Raw genomic sequence first — 24,808 nt, 5'->3', positions numbered from 1 at the left:
GGTTTTCACCCGCCTTTTTAATCGGTTCACTTCTGTTTGGGAAGCTCTACCACAATTTCGTGTTCGCCATCCGGCTTGATCGGCACGCCTTCATCCGGTTTGCCGACCTTGCGACCGTTGAGCTTGATCGTCTTGTCCTTGGCACCAGCGACAACCTTGACCCGATAGAGCGCCTCGCCGAAGCGAAGTTCAGCTTCATAACCGTCCCATTCCGGCGGCAACGCCGGATCGAGATGCAGCCTGTCGCCGCGCTTTGTCACGCCGAGGATGCCCTCGGTCGCCACGCGGTAGAACCAGCCTGCCGAGCCTGTATACCAGGTCCAGCCGCCCTGTCCGCGCCGCGGCTCGACGGAATAGATGTCGGCTGCGATCACATAAGGTTCGACACGATAGACGTCCGGGTTGCGGCCATGATTGACCGGGCTGATCAGCGAGAACAGACGCCAGGCTTCCGCCGCCTTGCCCATGCGGGCCAGCGCCAGAATGGCCCATGTTGCGCCATGGGTGTACTGACCGCCGTTCTCGCGAACGCCGGGCGGATAGCCCTTGATGTAACCCGGCTCCTGCACGGTCTTGTCGAAAGGCGGTGTGAAGAGACGAAGCAATTCGCCCTCCTCATCCAACAGACGCTTTTCGAGCGAAGCCATTGCCTGTTCGGCGCGCTTCGGATCGGCAACGCCGGACAACACGCTCCACGACTGCGCAATGGCGTCGATCTGGCATTCGTCGCTGTCTTTTGAGCCAAGCGGCGCGCCGTTGTCGTAGAAACCACGGCGATACCATTCGCCATCCCAGCCGTCGCGATCCAGAGCAGCCGTCAGGCTTTCCAGATGCGCTTTCCAGATGTCGACGCGCGTCTTATCCTTGCGCGCCTCGGCAATCGGGATGAACTGACGCAGCGTATAGGCCAGGAACCAGCCGAGCCACACGCTTTCGCCTTGTCCCTTCACGCCGACAAGATTCATGCCGTCGTTCCAGTCGCCGCCGAGGATCAGCGGCAGACCATGCTGGCCGGTGCGATCAACCGCGAGGTCGAGCGCCAGCGCACAATGCTCATAAAGGCTCACCGTGTCCTTGGAGATTTCCGGCTCATAGAAGGCATCATGTTCGCCTTCTTCCAGCTTGCGCCCGACAAGGAAAGGCAGCTTTTCATCGAGGATCGAACGGTCGCCCGTCGTCTCGACATAAAGCGACGTGCCATAGCCGAGCCAGACCACATCGTCCGAAATCAGCGTGCGCACACCGGCGCCCGTGGCAGGCAGCCACCAATGCTGGACATCGCCTTCAGGGAACTGGCGCGATGCCGCATTGAGAATCTGCGCACGGGCGAGCGTCGGATCGACGAGCAGCAGCGACAGCGTGTCCTGCAACTGGTCGCGGAAGCCGAAGGCACCGCTGGCCTGATAGAAGGCGGCACGCGCCCATATACGGCAGGCAATCGCCTGATAAGGCAGCCAGCCATTGACCAGAAGATCGAATGATGGGTCAGGCGTCTTCACCTGCACGCGGTTGAAGAGCGTTTCCCACTGGTTCTTCGCCGCCTGCAGCTTGTCTTCGAAAGACGCGCTGCGGGTGTCGGAGATCAGCTTCTTCGCCTGCGCCTGATCGGCAGCATTGCCGAGCAGGAACACCAGTTCACGGCTTTCGCCCGGTCCGACTTCAATGTCGAGCGCGAGCGCCGCGCACGGATCGCGTCCGGCTTCCACCGTATTGGACAGTGCCTTGCCTGCAAGCACGACTTCCGGCCTGTCCACCGAACCGGTGGTGCCGATGAACTCGCTGCGGTCGGCAGTCACCGATTGCGGCTTTTCGGTCGCCGCAAAGAAGGCGATCTGGCCAGACTTGTCGGGATGGTACGGATTGCCTGCGAAGAGCGCGCCCAGTTCGTCATCATGCGACGGCACGATGAACGGCACGTTCTTGGCGCGGGCATTGCCGAGCACCCATTCGACATAACCATAGGCGCGCAGCTTGCGCTTGGAGCGGCCCTTGTTGGTGACCGTCAGGCGCGACAGGCGCACCGGCTTGTCTGCATCGACGATATGGGTCAGCTCCAGCGCCAGTTCGCCATGCTGCGCCGCAAAGGTGCTGTAGCCATGGCTGTGGCGCGCTTCATAGGTCACCGCCTCGTCACGCAGCACATTCGACGTTGGCGCGAAGGTGCGGCCTGTTTCGCGGTCGAGGAGATAGATCGCCTCGCCCGGACGGTTGGTGACCGGATCGTTGGCCCATGGGGTCAACTGATAGTCGCGGCTGTTGCCAGCCCAGGTGAAGGCCGAACCTTCCGCCGAGACATGGAAACCGAAGGACGGATTGGAGATGACGTTGATCCACGGATGCGGCGTGTTGGTCAGGCCATTGACCCGCACAACATAGCTGCCGTCTTCGGCAAAACCGCCATAGCCGTTCCAGAACTGGAGATCGTCGCCCGATGGAGCCGGACGATTGGTGACCTTTGGCTTGACGACCGGACGGCGTTCTTCCGTGCTGCCGGAACCGCGCTCGATAACCGCCGGCGCAAGACCGGCAGCCCCGAGACCCTGAACCGCCGCCTGACCGGTCGTTGCCGACTTGGCGTCACGCGCGGCCAGATCCACCGTGATTTCCTCACTGCGGCGCAGCTGCTCGGCAAGCGAGCCGTTCTGCGCATGCATGACGATGCGTGCCGACGCCAGAAGCGTGTTGTAGCTTTCGTCGCTCATCTGGTCGCGGCGCACCGCGAAGATGTGCGGCTGTCCACCACCCCGGGCGCGGAAGCCTTCCACGATCCAGTCGATGGCTCGCTGTGTGTCCTGCGCATAAGAGAAGGCGCGTTCGTTGACCGCCACCACATCGACGGTGAGGCCCTTGCTGCGCCAATATTCTTGCGCGCGCAACACGCCACGCAGCACTTCGAGATCGGCTTCGTTGTCGATCCGCAGGGCGAAGATCGGATAATCGCCGGAGATCGACATCGGCCACAGATCGGACTGTTTGCCGAGACCGCTGGCGATGGTTTCCGGCGGCTGGCGCAAGGTCCGCTCCGGATAGAGCAGATAGGCCGCGACCTTCTGATAATCGGCAGCTTCTGCCGGCTTGATACCGATATGGTACAGCTGCACCTGCGAGCTGGTCCAAGACAGCGAGAACTCGCGGGCAAAGCTTTCCGGATGGCGATGCATCGCTACGGCATGTTCCACCGCATCGCGGCTGCCACCGGCAAAGGTCCAGAAAACGAGGCTCACCTTCTTGTGCGCCGGAACGCGGACGCGTGTGCGCACCGAAGCAATCGGATCGAGCACGCAGCCCTGGCTGCCGGTGAATTTTGCACCCGGTTCAAACGCGATGGCATCGCGCAGGCTGCGGCCACGACCGATGAAGGCGCGACGGTCGGTTTCGACCTCGGTTTCACGGACAGCGCCCGTCAGATCGGTGACGAAATGCGCCACATGGATATCCGGATCGGACGGCGCGCGCTTGCGGCGCTTGGCATAGATGGTCGAACCGTTATCGGCGATCTCGGTTTCGACGAACATCTTGGCAAAGGCCGGATGGGCGGCATCGCTGTCCTTGTCGGTCAGCACCAGTTCCTCATAGGAGGTAACTTCGATGATGCGGTCACGCGCAGACGTATTGATGATGTCGAGCCTGCGGCCCTCACCGTCATATTCCGACGAGACAATCACTTCCATGACGGTCTTGATGTCACCGGCGGTCTTGTAGAATTCCGCCTTGTCTTCGGTGAAGACCGTCTTGGTTTCTTCGTCCGGATTGCGCACCGGCTCGCCGGTTGCCGACCACCAATAGCCGCTTTCCATATCGCGCAGGAACAGGAAGGAGCCCTGAAGGTCTTCCGACGCATCGGCGTGGAAACGGGTGATGTCCCAATTGTGCCAGCGGCTGTAGCCGGAACCATTGGCCGTGACCATCAGCGCATATTGGCCGTTCGACATCATATGCGTGGTGCGCGGCGCCTTGAACGGCTTGTCGATGATGCGCATCGGCGCATCGTCGAAACCGCCCGAATCCACACGCATCGGATTTTCCGTCTTGGCGTAAATCATCGGGATTTCGCGCGGCGCCTTTTCCTGCAACAGCAGTTCGGCTGCTTCAATCACCGGATCGGAGTGGAAACGCTCACGCATACGGCCTTCGAAGATCACGTTGTTGACCGCGATGATCGCCATGCCATGGTGGTGGGCATAATAGTTCTTCACGACCGCACAGGTTTCGCCTTCGCGAACACGCGACGGGGTGAAGTCCACCGAATCGTGGAAGCCATAGCGGCCCAGCGCGCCAAGCTTGGCCAGACGCTTGAGGTTGGCGACGGCTGCGGCTGGCTGATATTGCGATGCCAGCAGGCTCGCATAAGGCGCGATGACCGCATTGCGCGACAGGCCGCGCTGGAGACCCAGATTAGGCACGCCGAAATTGGAATATTGGTAGTTCATATGCGCGTCACGCGCATTGAACGCCGCTTCCGAAATGCCCCATGGCAGACCGCGCGAGGTCGCATAGTCGATCTGGCGCTGCACGACGAGCTTGTTGGTCTGGTCGAGCAGCGAACCGAGCGGCTCGGACATGACCAGCGGCGGCATCAGATATTCGAACATCGAGCCGGACCAGGAGAGCAGAGCGCCCTTCCAGCCCACCGGCACCAGAAGACGGCCCAGCTTGAACCAATGCTCGACCGGCACGTCGCCCTTGGCGATGGCGAACAGGCTCGCCAGACGCGCTTCGGATGCCAGAAGATCGTAGCAGCTTTCATCCAGTTCGTTTTCCTGCACGCGGAAACCGATCGACAGAAGGCGACGCTCCTTGCGCTCAAGGAAGCCGAACTGCATGTCGAAGGCCAGCTGACGCGAACGGGTTGCGAGATCGCGCAGGCGCTCGCGCAACGCGTCGGTATCGCGTTCGCCCATGGCGTCATCGGTATGCGCCTGACAGGTATCGACCAGAATACGCGCCCATTCCTTGGCTTCGCCGCTGGCGGGCGTCTCGATCTCGCTATCGAGTTCTTCCATCAGACGTACGATGTCATTGGCAAAAAGCGACAGGTTGATCGTGCGGAAGGATGCCGTTTCCGGCTCTTCCTTGATGGTGCGCACGGCGCGGCGGAAATTGGCGGTACGTTCTTCCAGACGGCGGCGCAGCGGGCGCAGGATGCGGCGATCGTCCGGGATATTCGCGATGGTTTCCTCAAGGATGTCGTTGACATCGAGGATGCCGTCGAGATCGCCCTGCACATAGACGGACGGTGCTTCCGCCCATTCTTCGAGCGCCGAAGACAGCGTTACCAGATGGCCGGCGAGATTGCCGCTATCGACCGCCGAAACATAGAGCGGGCGCATCGGGGTCAGCGTGTTGGTTTCGTACCAGTTATAGAGATGGCCCTGATACTTCTCCATCTTTTCCAGCGTATCGACAGTCGCCTCGACACGCTGGACCGTTTCGTCAAAGCCAATCCAGCCGAAATCGCGGGCTGCGACAATCGACAGAAGATAGACGCCGATATTGGTCGGCGAAGTGCGCTGCGCCAGCACAGGCAGCGGGTCTTCCTGGAAATTGTCCGGCGGCAGATGATGGTTTTCGTCGTTCGCAAACTCGGCGAAATAACGCCAGGTCCGCCGCGCATAACGGCGCAGATCCGACTTGTCGGATGACAGAACCTCAAGCGTATCCTGCGGCTTGGCCGAACGGCTGACGAGCCATGCGATCAGCGGCGAGACGAACCAGATCACCGCAAAAGGCGCTGCAATCAACGCGGCATGGCTTTCGGCAGCAAGCGGGAACAGGATCGCCAGACCCGCAATGGCCATGGCTGGCCACATGAGCTGGAAATAGAACAGCAGCGTGTCCGGTGAGGTCTTGGCCTGAGCGGCCGTGCGCCATTCCAGAAGGTTACGGCGCGAAACGAACAGACGATAGACCGTGCGCGCAATGGCATCGGCCATCAGGAAGGCCGAATGCGCGATGAAGGTGGTGCGCAGCGCCACATCCGCCGTGCCGAGCGCGATATCGGTCAGAACCGATTGCGCATGGCCCTTCAGCGAATAATCCATATTCACCGGGATCAGATTGGTGACGATACCGAACGTCGGCGCCACAAACATGCTGACGATCAGGAAGCCCTGCCAGACGGCAGCCGCACCAAGCGGCAGCACACTCCAGCCGACCACGGCGGCGAGAAGCCACAGGATCGGATTCAGCGAACGGCGCAGATTATCGACCATCTTCCAGCGGGTCGTGGCGCTGACGCCGCGATTGGTGGAGAACAGCCATGGCAGAAGCTGCCAGTCGCCACGCGCCCAGCGATGGTGGCGCGACACGTCGACATTATAGCCGGTCGGATAATCTTCCACGACTTCCACGTCGCTGACCAGAGCCGCGCGGGCATAGCCACCTTCGAGAAGATCGTGGCTGAGCAGCGTGTTTTCCGGCACGCGATCCTTCAGCGCCGCCTCAAAGGCGTCGATGTCGTAGAGACCCTTGCCGGTGAAGGTACCTTCGCCGAGCAAGTCCTGATAGGTGTCGGAAACCGCGAAGACATAAGGATCGATGCCGCGATTGACCGAGAAGACGCGCTGCAGGAACGACGCTTCGTCGCCGGTGGTCAGCGACGGCGTGACGCGCGGCTGCAGGATGCCATAACCGCGAACGACCTTGCCGGTCTTTTCGTCGATGACCGGACGGTTCAGCGGATGGCTGAGCTTTCCGGCCAGATTGGTGACGGATTCCGGCGTCAGACGCGTATCGGCGTCCAGCGTCATCACATATTTGATTTCTTTCGGCAGACGCTCGTCCGGCGGGAAGAAGCTCGTATCCTGATCGCCACGCAGAAGAAGGTTCAGCTCGTGCAGCTTGCCGCGCTTGCGCTCCCAGCCCATCCAGCAATTCTGCTTGTCGTTGAACAGGCGACGACGATGCATGAGGAAGAAGCGCGGCTGGTCGCCGCCCGTATAATGCTCGTTGAGCTTGGCGATTTCCTCACGCGCATATTCGTAGATTTCCATATCCCCAGAGGAGATTTCCTGCTTCGCATCCACCCAGTCGCTGACCAGCGCAAAATAAATCTCGCCGCGCGGATTGGTGAGATAATGTACTTCCAGATTGCGAATCTGCTCGTCGATGGAATCACGCGAGGTGATGAAGGTCGGCACAGCAACAAGCGTGCGCGCCTCTTCAGGCAGACCTTCCTTGTATTCAAAGCCGATCAGACGCGTCGGCTGCACAAACCACGGCACCAGCGCATTGAACAGCGAATAGGACGCATCCATTGCCGGGAAAATCGCCAGCAACGTGAATAGTGTACGCAGATCGGCCGAAAGACCGGCGCGGCTCATGCAGTAATTGACGAGCAGCAGAATGAGGATTGTGAAGATCGCCGTCGGGATGAACAGCCCGAGAAGTCCAAGTCCGCGATAAAAGCGCAGCGCCTTGACGCCAAACGGCGCCTTGTAACCGCAGACTTTCTCCAGCTCACTACGACCGTCGCCGGACAGATAATAGGCGATGGAGCCCTTGCCTTCGGCTTGCGGATGGCCTGCCTGCTCGGCGCGCTGTCCTTCTTCGGCAAGCTTGAGCGCTGCCCAGGTGATGTCGATTTCGCTCATATCCGAATAGCGGGCGAGCTTTTCAATCGTCACGCGATAGGCGTTGCGCGAGCGGAAATCGAGAAGTTCGAAATCGCTGTGATCGCGCAGGATCGCATCGACCTCGTTGACGGTTTCGAACCAGGTTTCCCAATCCACGTCATCGATGGATTTCAGGCTACGGATGATGTTACCCATCGTCACGCCGCCGGTGGACTGGCGCGCATGTTCCTCGACGATGGCGTCTTCCGGATTGCTGCCTTCCTGCTCCAGAATCCGCTCCAGCCAGCTTGCAGCAGCCGTGGTGTCGGTGGATGCAGAACGCAGACGATAGAGAAGATGCGTGGCAAAAGTGCTGTCGCGCGCGGCCTGCGCATATTGCGCCAGAACGGAATCGAGCTCCGCACCATCGGCAACGACGATGCGGTCGGCAGCCGTGTTGGCGAGGTTGCGCATGTCGCGGGCGCGGTCAACGCGCAGCGCCAGACGGCGCGCATTCTCGATCAGGAAATAGCGAACTGCGGACGGCAGCGCCCACAATTCACCGATCTTGAGCGGCTCGACCTCCTGAAAGCCCTGAACGATGGCCGTCAGGGTTTTCAGCGAAAAATTGCTGTCCGTGTGAGCGACATAAAGCCAGGCGAGCGCGAAAATGCGCGGCATGCCTTCAACCGCCTTATAGGGCGGCAACTGGCGAATGAAGCGGCGCGGCAGATCGCGGCGGGCCTGCTGGACATTCTTGTCGATCTGATAATGATTATCGAGCAGCCATTGCGCGGCAGGCGTGATGGTCTCACCCGCACGCGACGCAGCGTCAGACGCGCGATAGGCGTGCAGGATCAGCTTGCCGTTTTCGGACAGACGCTGATCGAACGGAAACGCCAGATAGCCCGGCAGCGGGATGTTCTCCCCGCGGGCGACGGTGCTTGCCAGAACACGCAGCTCATCTTCTGTCTTGTAGAGAGCGCGTATCGGCGATGGCTGTTCCGGCGGAATCTGATCAAAACCGCCCTGCCCGGTGGATTTCGGCTCCATCGGACTATTCGCTTTGGGTGGTTTTGACGATGTATTCTCGGTTGAGGTTGAATTGGAGTGCGAAGAAGACAATTCCGGCATCTGCCTTAACAGCCTTTCCGAAGGAAATGAGTAATCTGCGGCGGTGGATACTAAATTCGATTCAGTCTAGGGAAACGACAGTATCCTTGATCGGTTCCCTGCATGTCGCCCGCTTTTGGCCAAAATGCGATGGCGCATTGTGCTGATATTCAAACCGTTTAAATCGCAACGCACAATTCTTTCCGAACAGTAATGTTGCGTTATGAAATTCATGGCCTTTTGCAATCCTAACATATTGAAATTTAAAATAATACCACCCTGAGTAAGCGAGCAGGAAATTTACACGTCCGCCCGCGCTCGCGCCTGACGGCACGAAAAAAGCGGCTGCCGCGCAAGAATCACCGCGCGACAGCCGCCTTTTGTCAGTTTATCGGATCGAAAACCGCGATTCAGGCGTCGATTTTTGCCGAAGTTCCCGCCGATGCCTTTTCGGGTCCGCCCGCCGGAAACAACTTCCAGTAGCGCGGGCGAAACGCGATGCGGCTTTTCTCCGCAGCCGGGTGTTCCGCCGGAATTTCAATCTCGATGCGCTCCCGCGCACCACCCACTTCAAGCTCCACGCGCCGCTTGCCGCCGGAACGGCGGCTTGCCACCACCGTGCCAGCGATGCAGCCGCCACAACCGTCGAGCAGTTCGACATCATGCGGGCGGAAATAGAGCTGCGCTTCGCCGCTTGCAGCGCCCTCGGCGGTGAGGCCGATATTGCGGTCCGTCAGCCAGACTGCGCCATTCTCGACGCGGACCGGAAGCGTGCTGGACTCGCCGATAAACCCATAGACGAAAGGCGAGTTCGGATCGTCATAGACCTCATCCGGCGTGCCCACCTGTTCGATGCGTCCCTGGCTCATGACCACAACGCGGTCGGCCAGTTCCAGCGCTTCATCCTGATCATGCGTGACGAAAACAGTGGTGTGGCCGGTCTTGTCGTGAATCTCGCGCAGCCAGCGGCGCAATTCCTTGCGTACCAGCGCATCGAGCGCACCGAAAGGCTCGTCAAGCAGCAGGACTTTCGGCTCGATGGCCATGGCGCGGGCAAGCGCGACGCGCTGGCGCTGGCCACCCGAAAGCTGGGCGGGGTAGCGCTTTTCCAGACCCTGCAACTGAACCAGATCAAGCAGTTCCAGCGCGCGGCGGCGGATTTCACCGGTGGCCGGGCGGGTGGAACCCGGACGTACCTTGAGGCCGAAACCGATATTGTCCGCAACCGTCATATGGCGGAACAGCGCATAATGCTGGAAGACAAATCCGACATTGCGCTCCTGCACGCTTTTCTGCGAGGCGTCTTCCTCACCGAAGAAAATCGTACCTTCGGTCGGGGTTTCCAGTCCGGCGATCAAACGCAACAGCGTCGTCTTGCCCGAACCGGAAGGGCCGAGCAGCGCGATCAGTTCGCCAGAACGGATATCCAGCGACACATTATGCAAAGCCGGAAAACGGGCGAACTCTTTACGCACATCGGCAACACGAACTTCCATTCCCAATCCTTTCCCCTGCCGCTTCGCGGCCATCGTTCTTTCAAGCGCGTTCAAGCGCATGGGATCAGCATCCCAGATTATTTTCAGTGCCCGTTGCTGCCCGCCAGCTCATCACTGTAGCGCAGTTCGAGAATTGTCTTGATCGCCAGCGTCAGAAGCGCCAGCAGGGCCAGAAGCGAGGCCACCGCGAATGCCGCGACGAAGTTATACTCGTTATAGAGAATTTCCACATGCAAAGGCATCGTATTGGTGAGACCGCGAATGCGACCCGATACCACGGATACGGCGCCGAACTCGCCCATGGCGCGCGCATTACAGAGCAGAACGCCATAGAGCAGGCCCCATTTGATATTCGGCAGCGTGACATAGCGAAATGCCTGCCAGCCATTGGCGCCAAGCGAAATCGCCGCTTCTTCATCACCGGTTCCCTGCTCCTGCATCAGCGGGATCAGTTCACGCGCCACAAACGGAAATGTCACAAAAACCGTCGCCAGCACGATGCCGGGCACTGCGAAGAGTATCTGGATACCATGTTGCTCCAGCCACGGCCCGAGCAGGCTGTGGCTGGAGAACAGCAGCACGAAGACCAGACCGGAAATCACCGGCGACACCGAAAACGGCAGGTCGATCAGTGTGGTCAAGAGCGCCTTGCCCTTGAACTCGAACTTGGCGATTGCCCATGCCGCGGCAACGCCGAAAACCAGATTGAGCGGCACGGCAATTGCCGCGACAGTCAAAGTGAGCCTGATTGCCGACCAGGCGTCCGGCTCCAGCAAGGCCTCGACATAGGCCGTGGGACCTTTGCGGAAAGCTTCCACAAAGACTGCAACCACCGGCAGGATCAGGAAGAGAGCCAGAAACGCCAGCGCAAGCCCAATCAGGATGATGCGCGTCGGCAGGCTTTCCGTCACAGCACTACGGCTGGCGCGGCCAGTGCGACTAGTGCGTTTTGTTTCATTCGCCATAGCCGTATTTCTTTCTTGATCGCGCCTGAATGAGATTGATGAGCAAGAGCATCGCGAAGGACAGCACCAGCATGATGGTGGCAAGCGCCGTCGCACCGGCGTAGTCAAACTCCTCCAGCTTGACCACGATCAGCAGCGGCGCAATTTCGGACACATAGGGCGTATTGCCCGCGATGAAGATGACCGAGCCATATTCACCAACGCCGCGCGCAAAGGCGAGCGCGAAGCCGGTCAGAATGGCGGGCTGAAGGCTTGGCAGGAGCACGCGCCAGATGGTCTGGAAGCGCGAAGCGCCAAGCGTCGCCGCAGCCTCTTCAACCTCACGGCTGATTTCTTCCATGATCGGCTGCACGGTGCGCACCACGAATGGCAGGCCAATGAAGATCAGCGCGATAACGATGCCGAGGCGTGTAAACGCGATGCGAATGCCGAAAGGCGCAAACAGGCTGCCAATCCAGCCGTTCGGCGCATAGATGGCGGCCAGCGCAATACCGGCAACCGCCGTCGGCAATGCGAAGGGAATATCAACGATGGCATCCACAAAGCGACGGCCGGGGAAGCGATAACGGGTCAGCACCCAAGCCAGAATGACGCCGAACACGACATTGACCAGAGCGGCGATAAACGCCGTTCCGAAGCTGGTTTCGAGCGCCTTCAGCGTGCGGTCGTCGGTGATGAGCCGCCAGAAACCGGCGAAACCGACATCCGTGGAGCGCAGCACGAGAGCTGCCAGCGGGATGAGAATGAGAAGGGTGAGATAGGCAACACTGAAACCGAACGTCAGTCCGAAACCTGGAATGACGCTCGGCTTGCGAAAGTGAAACCCTGCTCTGGCCCGTGCAGGGAGCGAAGACATGCTTTTGTTTTGTTCCCTTTTTCAGTGGCTGCAAATATCAGCTCCGGTTCATGCGGGCTGACTGTGCTTTATCTGCACATTAAACGGAAAGCCGCGTCTGCCGCGGCTCCTCGAAATGGCTGCCTCTTATTTGCCAGGCTTGTAGATCTGGTCGAACGTGCCCCCGTCACCGAAATGATAAGGCTGCGCCTTGGCCCAACCGCCGAAAATCGGATCATCGATGGTCACCAGCGTCAAGTCGGGAAGTTTGCGCTGCTGATCAGCCGGGATCAGATCTGGCTTCGACGGGCGGTAGAAATGCTTGGCTGCAATGGCCTGACCTTCCGGCGAATAGAGATACTCGAGATAGGCCTGCGCCAGCTTGGTGGTGCCGTTTTCCTCGGCGTTCTTGTCAACGACCGCGACCGGTGGTTCAGCCAGAATCGATTGCGGCGGCACGACGATATCGAAAGCGTCTTCACCAAATTCGGCAACCGAGAGATAGGCTTCATTTTCCCAGGCCAACAGCACATCGCCAAGCTGGCGCTGCACGAAGCTGGTCGTCGCACCGCGTGCACCGGTATCGAGCACCGGCACATGGCGGAACAGGTCAGCGATGTAATCCTTGATCTTCTGTTCGTCGCCGCCATACTGCTTATAGGCCCAGGCCCAAGCGGCAAGGTAGTTCCAGCGTGCACCGCCGGAGGTCTTCGGGTTCGGCGTGATAACTTCCACGCCGTCCTTCACCAGATCGCCCCAATCCTTGATGGCCTTGGGGTTACCCTTGCGCACCAGAAAAACGATGGTCGACGTATAAGGCGATGAATTGTTCGGCAGGCGCTTGCGCCATTCCTTGTCGATCTTGCCCGTGCGATCCGCAATGGCGTCGATATCGCTTTCGAGCGCCAGCGTCACCACATCAGCCTTGATGCCGTCGATCACCGAGCGGGCCTGTGCACCCGAACCGCCATGCGATGCGCGGATGGTGACGGTTTCGCCGGTTTCTTTCTTCCAATGCGCCGCAAAGGCCGCATTGTAATCCTTGTACAGTTCACGCGTCGGATCGTAGGACACATTCAGAAGCGTCTGATCCGCATGGCTTGCCTGAACGGTTCCGGCCAGCGACGCCGCTGCCACCAATGCCGCCAAAGTGAGTGAAAGTTTCGATAATTTCACGACCGCCTCCATTGTTTCCTTTGGGTCCCCCCACGGGTTATCCCTCGAGTATCCATTGGTCAGGACAGTATCAGAGGTCTTTGACGACAGGATGCCACAACCTCACCGAAATTTAAAACGGCTTCGAAAAATCTACTCCCTTTTGAGGATATTTCGGGGATATTTTTTCCGACACCCTATCGAAACACGCCGGACGTAGCATCATTAACTCACCGGGCGGGCGCGGGAATCATCGCCGAAGCTGCGTTCAATACAAGGGGCGGCTGTTTCGGCTCGTTCCAGCCCATGTAGTTGTAAAAGTCGTAGCGCCAGATGCCGAGGGCTTCATGCAGCGCCATATCGGTCACCAGAAAATAGAGGCCGCCGGACAGCAGATTGGTTGTTAGATAGCCGGCTGCGACCGGCTCAGGCGTCACGCCGAAATGCGCCAGATACAGGAGGTCACGCTTGATGATAGGCGCATTCTGCAACAGCACAATTTTCGCAGGCTTGATCGCGCGCAGAATAGTGGCCGTGCTTTTGGCATTCTGCCAGGTGTTTCGGCTCTTCTCATCCAGCAGGATAGAAGCGGGATCGATCCCAGCCTTCACCAACTGCCCGGCAATCGACTTGGCTTCTGAAACGCCTGTTCCGGCCACATCCGCACCGCTCACGATGAAGGTGCACTTCAAGGCACTCGCGACACACTGATGGTTCATACTCGCAGCGGCAAGGATCGGCCCATAGGACAAAGCGACCGGCTCAACCACTTTCTTACCACGCTCGGTGACTGTCTGCGTCCCCATGCCGAAAACGATAAAGGCGGTGTTGTCTTCGATTGGCGATTGTAGCGTCGATGAATAGGGCGACTGCAAGCGGTTCATCAGAAAATCAGGCAGAATTGCCGATGCGATCGCACCGTAAAGAACAATGCCGATGGCAATAGAAACAAGGCCAAGCTTGCGGCATTTGAAATAGTGAAGCAGCAAGCCAACAACGATGAATGCAACGGTGAGATTAAGCGTCATATCCAGAAAACCGATTATTATTATAAGTTTAGCAATAATTAATACAGTGAGACCACACATCGCGCAGGCAGGCAATCCCAATATATTCGGGCCCAAGAAATTCGGATTAGTGGCCAAGCGCACGCCTGCCCGCCCCAAAAACAGGCGGGATCAGCCATTCGAATGAAAATCGGCTAGAGTAAAAGGAAGTCGAGCCTGATCAAGGCACCAGATAATGCTTATCCCACTGATCTTCGGGGACTTCATCGCCAATATCATATTTGAACGACGTGATATTGATGTGCTCGTCATCGGTCTTGCAGGTGAAGGCGAGCTTGTACCAGCGCTCGCGGCTACGGAATGCGGCACCCTCTGCGTCGATAGAATTCTTCTGCGTCACCGGATCGGAAAAAGCGTAGGCCAGCACCTTGTCGACCGAGAATTTATTCTGTTCGCGGGTTATCCGCTCCATGGCTTCCACATCGCAACGCTGCTCCAGACGGGTATCTGGATCGAGCTTTTCGAGTTGCGCTTTTTCGGAAGCATTCATTGCGGAAGCTGGCAAGGCCATCGAAACCAGAGCAACAAGGCAAGCGACGGCAAAAGCCGGGGACAGAACAGACATAAATTTCATGAGACCTTCGGATACTCCTCGCAAATGCATCGGTGTATGGTGAAAATTGTTCCTCGACGCGGCGCGCGGGACTATAACAGCGATTTGGGACGCAAAGCCGATCATCACCTGAAATTGATATATTACCAGAGCAATTGTGACCTATCGCTTCTTTTGACCACAGCTTTTGGTCATGCGGTCGGTCGGTTTCGAACACGATTTGCAGCGGGTGAACAGCCTCCATTCCGCAATGGCTCTTGATTTCGTCCGCCCGACCGTGTTTGAAACCTCGAACGCCGCCATCGATGCGAAAGGTAGAGACATGAAGCCCGTTTTCCTGCAACTGCAGTGCGCTCCCGGCAAAACCTATGAGGTTGCCGACACTCTCTTCCAGCGCGAGATCGTGTCCGAGCTTTATTCGACCAGCGGCGAGTTCGACCTGCTGGCGAAAATCTATATCGCGGAGGGTGATGATATCGGCAAATTCATCAACGAGAACGTGCTCAACATTCCCAATATCGTGCGCTCTCTGACCACGCTGACGTTCACAGCGTTTTGAGTATCGGCTAAACATCGGCTGATTCTCTTCGGGACCTCTTTCTGCAGTAAAGATTTGATTCACCATAAGTGAATTATCATGCAGCGAAGGGAACCACCCTTAGTGCTCGCGCATTTTCTGATTGGAAGCGCGGGCCTCGCAACGTGGGCTCCCGTAGAGGTGAAAGACAGTGATGAACGATCTTGAACAGCGGCGCATACTGGTTGTGGAGGACGAGATTTTCGTCGCTCTCGACGTTGCCGCGACTGTGGAAGATGCGAACGGGACGGTTATCGGTCCGGTCGGCACTGTCCGGCAGGCCATGGATCTCATCAGCCGAAACGAAGTCGACGCCGCCATCCTCGACGTGAATCTGGCCGACGGCAATGTCGAGCCCATTCTCGACTGGCTGAAAAGCCGCAACAGATTTGTCGTCATCCATACCGGCGGCGGACTGCCAGCTGAGCTTGCGGCGCGCTATCCCGAAGTGCCGGTCTTCCAGAAGCCGATCCCGCCGACAATCCTTACCCGCACATTGGCCACTGCCCTGTCAGTCGCTGCGGTGCGCTGACACCGATGCGGCAGGCGTTCCCGGATTTTGCAACTGTCCTGAAAGAAGCCGAAGCAAGCTCCGGTCAGGAAGAAACCGTTATCCGGCCACAGATCAATCTCGCATCGGCAGTCTTCTCCGCAGGGTTTGGCGATAGTGTCGCGCCATCGCGCCCGGAAGTCGATCTTGCGCCCCTCTTTGATCTTGAGGAAAAAAGTGCGGAGAGTGAACGGCGTGAAACGCAGCTTGAGACCGAGCAGCGTGAAATCGCATCACGCATGCAAATTCAGTCGCCCGACGCCATAAGGCGCGAGCTCGATCTTCACTCCGGACTGAAACGCATTGAACTACAGCGCCTGCGACGGAGCTTTGCTGCCAACAACCATCCAGACCGCCTGCCGCCGGAGTTTCGTGCCGATGCGGAACAGCGTATGAAGACGGCGAACGCCTTGCTCGATGCCGCCATGGCAATGGCCGCAAACTGAGCTCAAGCAATTTCGTTACGTTTTAAGCCTTAATTCTTTTGCATTATAACAATAATCTGCTAGATTGAGGTTGCCTGTGCCTGCGAAAGCTGTCGCACGCCGGAACCCTTCTCGTTGTCTGCAAACCTGCAAACGGCCCCGCCGCTGGCAATATGGGGCAATTTGCGCTTTGCCTGTCGCAAGGGGTTCTGTCATATCGGCAATGAAGTTAGAATGTTTCCAGCAAAAGCGTGATACGGTTTTGTGACAGGAAACGGGTTACTATCAATGGATGGGGCGGTTCGGATGAAATCGCTCCGGTTTAATTCCTAAAAGGTCAGAAAATGCCTCCTTATCGTTCGCGAACAACCACCCACGGCCGCAATATGGCGGGTGCGCGCGGCCTATGGCGCGCCACCGGCATGAAGGATGAGGATTTCGGCAAGCCGATTATTGCTGTGGTGAACTCGTTCACGCAGTTCGTGCCGGGCCACGTTCACCTCAAGGATCTCGGCCAGCTCGTCGCGCGCGAAATCGAAAGTGCTGGCGGCGTTGCCAAGGAATTCAACACCATCGCGGTCGATGACGGCATCGCCATGGGCCATGACGGCATGCTTTATTCGCTGCCGTCGCGCGAACTCATCGCCGACTCGGTCGAATATATGGTCAATGCCCATTGCGCCGATGCGATGGTCTGCATCTCCAATTGCGACAAGATCACCCCCGGCATGCTGATGGCCGCATTGCGCCTCAATATCCCGGTCGTGTTCGTTTCGGGCGGACCGATGGAAGCAGGCAAGGTTATCTGGGACGATCAGGTCAAGAAGCTTGATCTCGTCGACGCCATGGTTGCTGCCGCTGACGATCACTATACCGACGAGCAGGTCAAGGCGATTGAACGTTCCGCCTGCCCGACCTGCGGTTCGTGCTCGGGCATGTTCACCGCAAACTCGATGAACTGCCTCACCGAAGCGCTTGGCCTGTCGCTGCCGGGCAACGGCTCGACGCTCGCAACCCATGCCGACCGCAAGCGCCTCTTCGTGGAAGCCGGTCATCTGGTCGTCGATCTCGCCCGCCGTTATTACGAGCAGGACGACGAAACCGTGCTGCCGCGCTCGATTGCAAGCTTCCCGGCCTTTGAAAACGCCATGACGCTCGACATCGCCATGGGCGGCTCGACCAATACGGTTCTGCATCTTCTCGCTGCCGCGCAGGAAGCCGAAATCGATTTCACCATGGCCGATATCGACCGTCTGTCGCGCCGCGTGCCGGTGCTCTGCAAGGTCGCGCCTGCCAACAACACGGTTCACATGGAAGATGTGCATCGTGCAGGCGGCATCATGGGCATTCTCGGCCAGCTCGACAAAGCCGGCCTCATCAATACCGATCTGCCGACCGTGCACAGCCAGTCGGTTGCCAAGGCGCTGGATCATTGGGACGTGACGCGCACCAACAGCGAAATGGTGCACAAGTTCTACTCAGCTGCGCCCGACGGCGTGCCGACACAGGTGGCTTTCAGTCAGGAACGCCGCTTCGACAGCGTCGATACCGACCGCGAAAAGGGCGTCATCCGCTCCAAGGAACATGCGTTCAGTCAGGACGGCGGTCTGGCCGTGCTTTACGGCAATCTGGCCGAAGACGGCTGCATCGTGAAGACCGCAGGCGTGGATGATTCCATCCTGAAGTTCTCCGGCCCGGCACGTATTTTCGAAAGTCAGGATACGGCTGTGCTCGGCATTCTGAACGGCAAGATCAAGGCTGGCGACATTGTGCTAATCCGCTATGAAGGCCCGCGCGGCGGTCCCGGCATGCAGGAAATGCTCTACCCGACCAGCTATCTGAAGTCGAAAGGTCTGGGCAAGGCCTGCGCGCTGATCACCGACGGTCGTTTCTCTGGTGGTTCTTCGGGCCTCTCCATCGGCCACGTTTCACCGGAAGCAGCCGAAGGCGGCACGATCGGTCTGGTGCGCGAAGGCGATATCATCGATATCGACATTCCAAACCGCAAGATCCACCTCGCCGTGGACGATGCGACACTTGCCGAACGCCGCGCCGAGCAGGAAGCAACGGGCTGGAAGCCGCTTGAAGAGCGCAAGCGCAAGATTTCCACCGCGCTGAAGGCTTACGCCTCCATGGCAACCAGCGCCGCCAAGGGCGCGGTGCGCAAGCTGCCGGATTGATTTGATCATAAGAAAAGCAAAAGCCCCGCACATGCGGGGCTTTTTCATTTTTGGCTCGTTGTAAACCAGTTGCTTCGCCCCTTCCCTCATCCTGAGGAGGAGCCCTGAGCTTGCGAAGGGAACCGTCTCGAAGGGCTGAGGGAAAAGAACAGCTCTGCAACTTCCGTGGACCAAAACGCTTTAAGGCCGATTGTTACTGAACAGCCTTCGCCACCGCAGGCATCAGATCATCGCGCACCGACTCCGGCGTAAACGGTCCGACATGCTTGTAGATGATCTTGCTGTCCGGGCCGACGAGGAAGGTTTCCGGCACGCCATAGACGCCCCATTCGATGGCTGAGCGGCCTGCACGGTCGGCACCGACGGCGGCAAAGGGATTGCCGAGATCGCCCAGAAAACGGCGAGCGTTTTCTGGCTGGTCCTTATAATTGAGGCCCACCAGACGGATGCGGCTGTCCTTGGCGATTTCCATCAAAAGCGGATGCTCCTGACGGCAGGGAACGCACCATGATCCCCAGACATTCACCAGTGTCAGCTTGCCCTTGAAATCTTCGCTGTTGAGGCCCGGCACCGGAACCCCGTCGCGCATCAAGCCTTCGACCGCCGGGAGATTGGTTTGCGGCGCTTGCTTGCCGATCAAAGCGGATGGAATGGCCGAGCCATCCTTGCCGGACAAAAGCTGCACGGCAAAGACGGCGGCAAGCCCCACAAAGACCAGCAGAGGCAGAAGCGCCACCCATGTGGCACGCTTTTTCGGCGCAGCGGGCTTTTGCGTGGCCTCACTCATCGTGCCGACCCGGCTGGCGTTGAGGACCGGCGGCGCACGCCCTGCGCCTCAAGCCGCTTCAGCTCGTTTTTCTGGATACGCTGATCGATGAATATCCAGCCGACAGTCAGGACAAGCGCCACAATTGTGATGCCATAAGCGGCCACGACGAAGCCGAGATGATTGCTCATACCGCGCCCTCTTCCTGCATTTGTTTGCCGCGTTTGCGGTCCGCGTTGCGGGCGGCCAGCTTCTTCATCGAAGCCACGCGGCGACGCCAGATTTCGTTGCGCATCGCCATCATATGCAGCGCAAAGAACAGTAGCGTGAAACCAATCGCCATCACGAACAACGGGCGCAGCATGGACCCATCGATTGTCGGCCCGCCCATACGGAAAACCGACGCTGGCTGGTGCAGCGTGTTCCACCAGTCGACCGAGAATTTGATGATCGGGATATTGATGAAGCCGACCAGCGTTAGCACGGCCACAGGCTTGGCGCTCTTGGCCGGATCGGCGAAGGCGCGCGACAATGCAATGATGCCAAGATACATCAGGAACAGCACGAAAACCGAGGTCAGGCGTGCGTCCCACACCCACCATGTGCCCCACATAGGCTTACCCCAGAGCGAACCCGTTGCAAGCGCCAAGGCCGTGAACACCGCGCCAAGCGGCGCGGCGGCCCGGATCGAGACATCGGCCAGCGGATGCCGCCAGACCAGCGTTCCCAACGCCGATACGGCCATGATCGAATAGCACATCATGGAAAGCCATGCGAAAGGCACATGGATATACATGATGCGGACCGTGAGGCCCTGCTGGTAATCGTCGGGCGACAGGAAGACCATGGCGAGACCGCCAACAAGGAACAGAACGGCAAGCCCCGACAGCCACGGCAACACCTTGCCCGCAAAGGCAAGGAAGCGGGTGGGGTTGGCCATATCGAGCCAGCTTGCGGTTTTCACAGCGTCTTTCGTCATGACCTATACTTAACCTCCCCCCTCATGCCGTTCAATTGACCGTAATCAACTGCGTCAATCCGCCGAACATGATCGATTCCGAAAACCGGTTCCCACTTTTCGGGATCGTGTTCAATCCGCCGAATTTTTCAGCGCGGCGCTCGCGGCCAGCGGCCCCAGTACGGCGAAAAACAGCGTCAGCGCGGACAGAACCAGAAATGGAGCGACAAAGGGGGCGTTGTCTACCGTCGCTCCGTAAGAAGCAGATACACCAAAAATGAGAACCGGAATGGTAAGCGGCAGCACGATGACGGAAACGAGCAGGCCGCCCCGCGGCAGGGCCACTGCCAGCGCCGCACCCACTGCGCCGACAAAGGCAATGGCGGGCGTGCCGACCAGAAGCGTCAGGGTCGTAGCGCCGATGGCTGCTGCATCCATATTCATGAAAAGGCCGAGCATGGGCGACGCAATCACCAGCGGCAACACGCTCGACGCCCAATGGGCAATGCATTTGACCAGCACCGTGAGCGCCAGCACATGCCGGTCAGAGCCGATCAGCAGAAGATCGAGCGAGCCATCGTCGCGGTCGACCTGAAACAGCCGGTCAAGCCCGAGCAGCGTCGCCAGCAAGGCGCCGATCCACAACATGGCAGGACCGATCCGTGCCAGCAGGTTGAGGTCCGGGCCGACGCCGAATGGCATCACCGAAATGACGGCGAGAAAGAACAATATGCCGACCAGCGCACCGCCGCCCGCGCGAAAACTCAAGCGCATATCGCGAAGGAACAGCGCCAGCATCAAAAGGCCTCATGCGAGAAGCTGGCCATATCGAGCGTGTTCGCACCTTCCAGCCCCAGCGGAATATGCGTGGCGGCAATGATCATGCCGCCTTGGTGCAGATGGTCGTGCATCAGCCCGGCAAAACGCGCTTCGGATGCCTTGTCGAGACCTGCCGTCGGTTCATCGACAATCCATAGCGGACGATAGCTCACCAGAAGCTTGGCAATGGAGACACGGCGTTTTTGCCCGGTGGAGAGATAGCCGAAAGGCAGATGTTCAACGCCGGGCAAGTTGACGGCCTCCAGCGCGTCATCGATTTCGAGCGCTCCCGTGCCATTAAACCGCTGCCAGAACAAAAGATTCTCGCGCACGCTCAAGGCCGGTTTCATCGCATTCTGATGGCCGAGATAATGGCAGGCTGCCTGCACCGGCAGCGATGCGCCGCCTTCGGTCAGTTCGATCCGCCCCTCTTCGGGCGCAAGCAGACCGCAAATGATCCGCAGCAAGGTGGATTTGCCGGACCCGTTCTGGCCCGTGACCACCAGCGCCTCCCCGCTCTCGAGCGTGAAAGAAAGGTTGGAGAAGACCGTCTCGCCGCCCCGCTCGCCGCCCAGATTTTCGGCCTCAAGCCGCATTTTCTCTCCTCAAAAACCAACCGCTTCCCAGCTCGATGAAACAACCGGGAGGATCGCAACATTTCGCCGCAAGCAGGCGAATTCACGAAATTCAGTCTGGAATCGTTTTAGGAAACTCTCTATATAGCAGCTACCACGCCAGCGGTCGGCGTGGAAACCATTTTTGGCCGATCTCTAACACTTGGCGCCCGTAAGGACCCAGGCTTCGGGACGGACAGCGGAAATGACTGCACCCGCACCTTGGCGCGTCCTTGAAACGCTAGCCTAGGCGTTCGTCCTGGTTTTCCGGCCAGTAGCATAAGGACGAATGCAGTGTCACACATTGACAGCTTCAAATGCCGCAAGACCCTCACCGTAGGTGGTAAAGACTATGTCTATTACAGCCTGACCGAAGCCGAAAAGAACGGCCTCGAGGGTGTTTCCAAGCTTCCTTTCTCCATGAAGGTTCTTCTTGAGAACCTGCTTCGCTTCGAGGATGACCGCTCCGTCAAGAAGTCGGACATCGAAGCCGTCGCCAAGTGGCTGGCCGACCGCGGCAAAGCCGGCGCAGAAATCGCCTACCGCCCAGCCCGCGTTCTCATGCAGGACTTCACCGGCGTTCCAGCCGTTGTTGACCTTGCAGCCATGCGCGACGGCCTCAAGGCGCTCGGCGGCGACCCGGAAAAGATCAACCCGCTCGTGCCCGTAGATCTGGTCATCGATCACTCAGTCATCGTTGACGAATTCGGCAATCCAAGCGCGTTCAAGGCCAATGTGGACCTCGAATATCAGCGCAACGGCGAGCGCTACCGCTTCCTGAAGTGGGGCCAGCAGGCGTTCCAGAACTTCCGCGTTGTTCCTCCTGGCACCGGCATCTGCCATCAGGTGAACCTCGAATATCTGGCCCAGGCAGTCTGGACCAAGGAAGAAGACGGCGAAACCGTTGCCTATCCCGACACTTGCGTCGGCACCGACAGCCATACCACCATGGTCAACGGCCTTGGTGTTCTGGGCTGGGGCGTGGGCGGCATCGAAGCTGAAGCAGCCATGCTCGGTCAGCCGGTTTCCATGCTCCTGCCGGAAGTCATTGGTTTCCGCCTGACCGGCAAGGTCAAGGAAGGCGTCACGGCGACCGACCTCGTGCTCACTGTCACGCAGATGCTGCGCAAGAAGGGCGTTGTCGGCAAGTTTGTCGAATTCTTCGGCGAAGGCCTCGAAAACATGACGCTGGCCGACCGCGCGACCATTGCCAATATGGGCCCGGAATATGGCGCAACCTGCGGCTTCTTCCCGGTTGACAGCGAAACGCTGAACTACATGAACACCACCGGTCGCGATGAGCATCGCATCGAGCTGGTTGAAGCTTACTGCCGTGCGCAGGGCATGTGGCGCGACAAGGGTGCAGCCGATCCGGTCTTCACCGACATTCTCGAACTCGACATGGCCGACGTCGTTCCGTCGATGGCCGGTCCCAAGCGTCCGGAAGGCCGCATTCCGCTGGAAAACATCGGCTCCGGTTTCGCAACCTCGCTGGAAAACGAGTACAAGAAGACCACCGGCCAGACCACGCGTTATGCCGTTGAAGGCGAAGACTTCGACCTTGGCCATGGCGATGTGGTGATTGCCGCTATCACGTCCTGCACCAACACCTCGAACCCGAGCGTGCTGATTGCTGCCGGTCTTCTGGCCCGCAACGCGGTCGCGAAGGGCCTCAAGACCAAGCCTTGGGTCAAGACGTCGCTTGCTCCCGGCTCTCAGGTCGTTGCCGCCTATCTCGAATCCGCTGGTCTCCAGAAGGATCTCGATGCGCTCGGCTTCAACCTCGTCGGCTTCGGCTGCACGACCTGCATCGGCAACTCCGGCCCGCTGCCTGCGCCGATCTCCAAGACGATCAACGAAAAAGGCCTGATCGCGGCTGCCGTTCTGTCCGGCAACCGTAACTTCGAAGGCCGCGTCTCGCCGGACGTGCAGGCAAACTACCTTGCTTCGCCGCCGCTCGTCGTCGCCCACGCTCTTGCCGGTACGGTCACCAAGGACCTGACCAAGGAGCCGCTCGGCGAAGACCAGAACGGTAACCCGGTATTCCTGCGCGATATCTGGCCTTCCTCGAAGGAAATCCAGGAGTTCATCGCCAAGAACGTCACCCGCAAGATCTTCTCGGAGAAATATGCGGATGTGTTCAAGGGCGACGCCAACTGGCAGGCCGTTCAGGTTCCTGCGGGCCAGACCTATGCATGGGACGACAACTCGACCTATGTGCAGAACCCGCCTTACTTTGTTGGCATGGGCAAGTCGGCTGGCACGATCGGCGACGTCAAGGGCGCTCGTATTCTTGGTCTCTTCGGCGACAAGATCACGACCGACCACATTTCGCCTGCCGGTTCCATCAAGGCTCAGTCGCCTGCCGGCAAGTACCTCATTGACCATGGCGTTGGTATTGCCGACTTCAACCAGTACGGCACGCGTCGCGGCAACCATGAAGTGATGATGCGCGGCACCTTCGCAAACATCCGTATTCGCAACCACATGCTGGGCGAAAACGGACGTGAAGGCGGCTACACCATCCACTACCCGTCGAAGGAAGAAACCTCGATCTATGATGCTGCCATGCAATACAAGGCCGAGGGCGTGCCGCTCGTCGTCTTCGCAGGTGTCGAATACGGCAACGGTTCTTCGCGTGACTGGGCTGCCAAGGGCACCAATCTGCTCGGCGTCAAGGCCGTGATCGCACAGTCCTTCGAGCGTATCCACCGCTCCAACCTCGTCGGCATGGGCATTGTGCCTTTCGTCTTCGAGGAAGGCACGAGCTGGCAGACGCTTGGCCTCAAGGGCGACGAAATCGTCACCATCGAAGGTCTTGCCGATGTGCGTCCGCGTCAGAAGGTCGATGCTTCCATCACCTATGCCGACGGCTCGGTGAAGAAGGTACCGCTGATCTGCCGCATCGATACGCTGGACGAGCTGGACTACATGAAGAACGGCGGCATTCTGCAGACCGTTCTGCGCGATCTCGCTGCCTAATCAGCGTCTGATTGAAACAAAAAGCCGCCGGAGCAATCCGGCGGCTTTTTTATTTTCCGGCAGTTTCAACGCCGAAACTCTCATTTTCGCGGTTTTCGCGCGCGAATCTCGAAATTTCGGGATCCATATGACGCAAATAGAGCACACTTGGCCCAGAATCTCACCGCAACGTGAATTCCCATTGATCGGCGTAATTCCTA

General features: G+C 58.9%; 17 protein-coding genes. 5 read left to right on the top strand and 12 right to left on the bottom strand.

From position 1 onward, the window contains the following. Positions 1 to 26: 26 nt before the first annotated feature. The 7 genes from QBD01_RS02190 to QBD01_RS02160 form a co-directional block, all read right to left on the bottom strand. The gene (locus tag QBD01_RS02190; RefSeq protein ID WP_280991427.1) at positions 27 to 8,687 is read right to left on the bottom strand and encodes a GH36-type glycosyl hydrolase domain-containing protein; all 8,661 of its coding nucleotides are present in this window, start codon (positions 8,685 to 8,687) and stop codon (positions 27 to 29) included. A 389-nt stretch (positions 8,688 to 9,076) separates the two neighbouring features. Next, a complete protein-coding gene (locus tag QBD01_RS02185; protein ID WP_280991426.1) occupies positions 9,077 to 10,162 on the bottom strand; it encodes a sulfate/molybdate ABC transporter ATP-binding protein in 1,086 nt (361 codons plus the stop codon). A gap of 83 nt (positions 10,163 to 10,245) precedes the next feature. After that, the gene (gene cysW / locus QBD01_RS02180) at positions 10,246 to 11,127 is read right to left on the bottom strand and encodes a sulfate ABC transporter permease subunit CysW (RefSeq protein WP_280991425.1); all 882 of its coding nucleotides are present in this window, start codon (positions 11,125 to 11,127) and stop codon (positions 10,246 to 10,248) included. Beyond that, positions 11,117 to 11,983, bottom strand: coding sequence for a sulfate ABC transporter permease subunit CysT (gene cysT, locus QBD01_RS02175; protein WP_138783933.1), 867 nt, complete (start codon positions 11,981 to 11,983; stop codon positions 11,117 to 11,119). The genes cysW and cysT overlap by 11 nt, the downstream gene beginning before the upstream one ends. Before the next feature lie 126 nt (positions 11,984 to 12,109). Beyond that, positions 12,110 to 13,138: a sulfate ABC transporter substrate-binding protein gene (locus tag QBD01_RS02170; protein ID WP_280991424.1), complete on the bottom strand. Its 1,029-nt coding sequence runs from the start codon at positions 13,136 to 13,138 to the stop codon at positions 12,110 to 12,112. A gap of 209 nt (positions 13,139 to 13,347) precedes the next feature. After that, positions 13,348 to 14,145 (bottom strand): YdcF family protein, encoded by a 798-nt coding sequence (locus QBD01_RS02165; protein WP_280991423.1) that lies wholly within the window; start codon positions 14,143 to 14,145, stop codon positions 13,348 to 13,350. Positions 14,146 to 14,344: 199 nt separating this feature from the next. After that, entirely contained in the window at positions 14,345 to 14,758 is a 414-nt protein-coding gene (locus QBD01_RS02160) for a DUF930 domain-containing protein (RefSeq protein ID WP_280991422.1), read from the bottom strand. A gap of 301 nt (positions 14,759 to 15,059) precedes the next feature. Here QBD01_RS02160 and QBD01_RS02155 point away from each other — a divergent pair, with 301 nt between their 5' ends. The 4 genes from QBD01_RS02155 (at position 15,060) to ilvD (ending at position 18,469) form a co-directional block, all read left to right on the top strand. After that, positions 15,060 to 15,296 carry an Lrp/AsnC ligand binding domain-containing protein gene (locus tag QBD01_RS02155; RefSeq protein ID WP_280992089.1) on the top strand — a complete coding sequence of 79 codons (237 nt, stop codon included), beginning with the start codon at positions 15,060 to 15,062 and terminating at the stop codon, positions 15,294 to 15,296. A 172-nt stretch (positions 15,297 to 15,468) separates the two neighbouring features. Continuing rightward, positions 15,469 to 15,846, top strand: a complete 378-nt coding sequence (locus QBD01_RS02150) for a response regulator (RefSeq protein ID WP_280991421.1) — start codon at positions 15,469 to 15,471, stop codon at positions 15,844 to 15,846. A 5-nt stretch (positions 15,847 to 15,851) separates the two neighbouring features. Further along, the gene (locus tag QBD01_RS02145) at positions 15,852 to 16,310 is read left to right on the top strand and encodes a hypothetical protein (RefSeq protein WP_280991420.1); all 459 of its coding nucleotides are present in this window, start codon (positions 15,852 to 15,854) and stop codon (positions 16,308 to 16,310) included. A 323-nt stretch (positions 16,311 to 16,633) separates the two neighbouring features. Next, positions 16,634 to 18,469 carry a dihydroxy-acid dehydratase gene (gene ilvD / locus QBD01_RS02140; protein WP_280991419.1) on the top strand — a complete coding sequence of 612 codons (1,836 nt, stop codon included), beginning with the start codon at positions 16,634 to 16,636 and terminating at the stop codon, positions 18,467 to 18,469. 193 nt (positions 18,470 to 18,662) lie between these two features. On the opposite strand, the gene QBD01_RS02135 is transcribed toward ilvD, so the two are convergent. The 5 genes from QBD01_RS02135 to ccmA form a co-directional block, all read right to left on the bottom strand. Next, positions 18,663 to 19,256: a DsbE family thiol:disulfide interchange protein gene (locus tag QBD01_RS02135; RefSeq protein WP_280991418.1), complete on the bottom strand. Its 594-nt coding sequence runs from the start codon at positions 19,254 to 19,256 to the stop codon at positions 18,663 to 18,665. Then, the gene (gene ccmD / locus QBD01_RS02130; RefSeq protein WP_280991417.1) at positions 19,253 to 19,426 is read right to left on the bottom strand and encodes a heme exporter protein CcmD; all 174 of its coding nucleotides are present in this window, start codon (positions 19,424 to 19,426) and stop codon (positions 19,253 to 19,255) included. The genes QBD01_RS02135 and ccmD overlap by 4 nt, the downstream gene beginning before the upstream one ends. Next, the gene (locus tag QBD01_RS02125) at positions 19,423 to 20,214 is read right to left on the bottom strand and encodes a heme ABC transporter permease (RefSeq protein ID WP_280991416.1); all 792 of its coding nucleotides are present in this window, start codon (positions 20,212 to 20,214) and stop codon (positions 19,423 to 19,425) included. The genes ccmD and QBD01_RS02125 overlap by 4 nt, the downstream gene beginning before the upstream one ends. Before the next feature lie 111 nt (positions 20,215 to 20,325). Then, positions 20,326 to 20,991 (bottom strand): heme exporter protein CcmB, encoded by a 666-nt coding sequence (gene ccmB, locus QBD01_RS02120; protein WP_280991415.1) that lies wholly within the window; start codon positions 20,989 to 20,991, stop codon positions 20,326 to 20,328. Continuing rightward, a complete protein-coding gene (gene ccmA, locus QBD01_RS02115) occupies positions 20,991 to 21,608 on the bottom strand; it encodes a heme ABC exporter ATP-binding protein CcmA (RefSeq protein ID WP_280991414.1) in 618 nt (205 codons plus the stop codon). The genes ccmB and ccmA overlap by 1 nt, the downstream gene beginning before the upstream one ends. Positions 21,609 to 21,920: 312 nt before the next feature. Here ccmA and acnA point away from each other — a divergent pair, with 312 nt between their 5' ends. Further along, positions 21,921 to 24,608 (top strand): aconitate hydratase AcnA, encoded by a 2,688-nt coding sequence (acnA, locus tag QBD01_RS02110; protein ID WP_280991413.1) that lies wholly within the window; start codon positions 21,921 to 21,923, stop codon positions 24,606 to 24,608. The last annotated feature ends 200 nt before the right edge of the window (positions 24,609 to 24,808 follow it).

It is taken from the genome of Ochrobactrum sp. 19YEA23 (genome assembly GCF_029909865.1).
GTDB classification, from domain to species: domain Bacteria; phylum Pseudomonadota; class Alphaproteobacteria; order Rhizobiales; family Rhizobiaceae; genus Brucella; species Brucella gambitense.
This window is presented reverse-complemented; position numbering and strand designations above follow the sequence as displayed.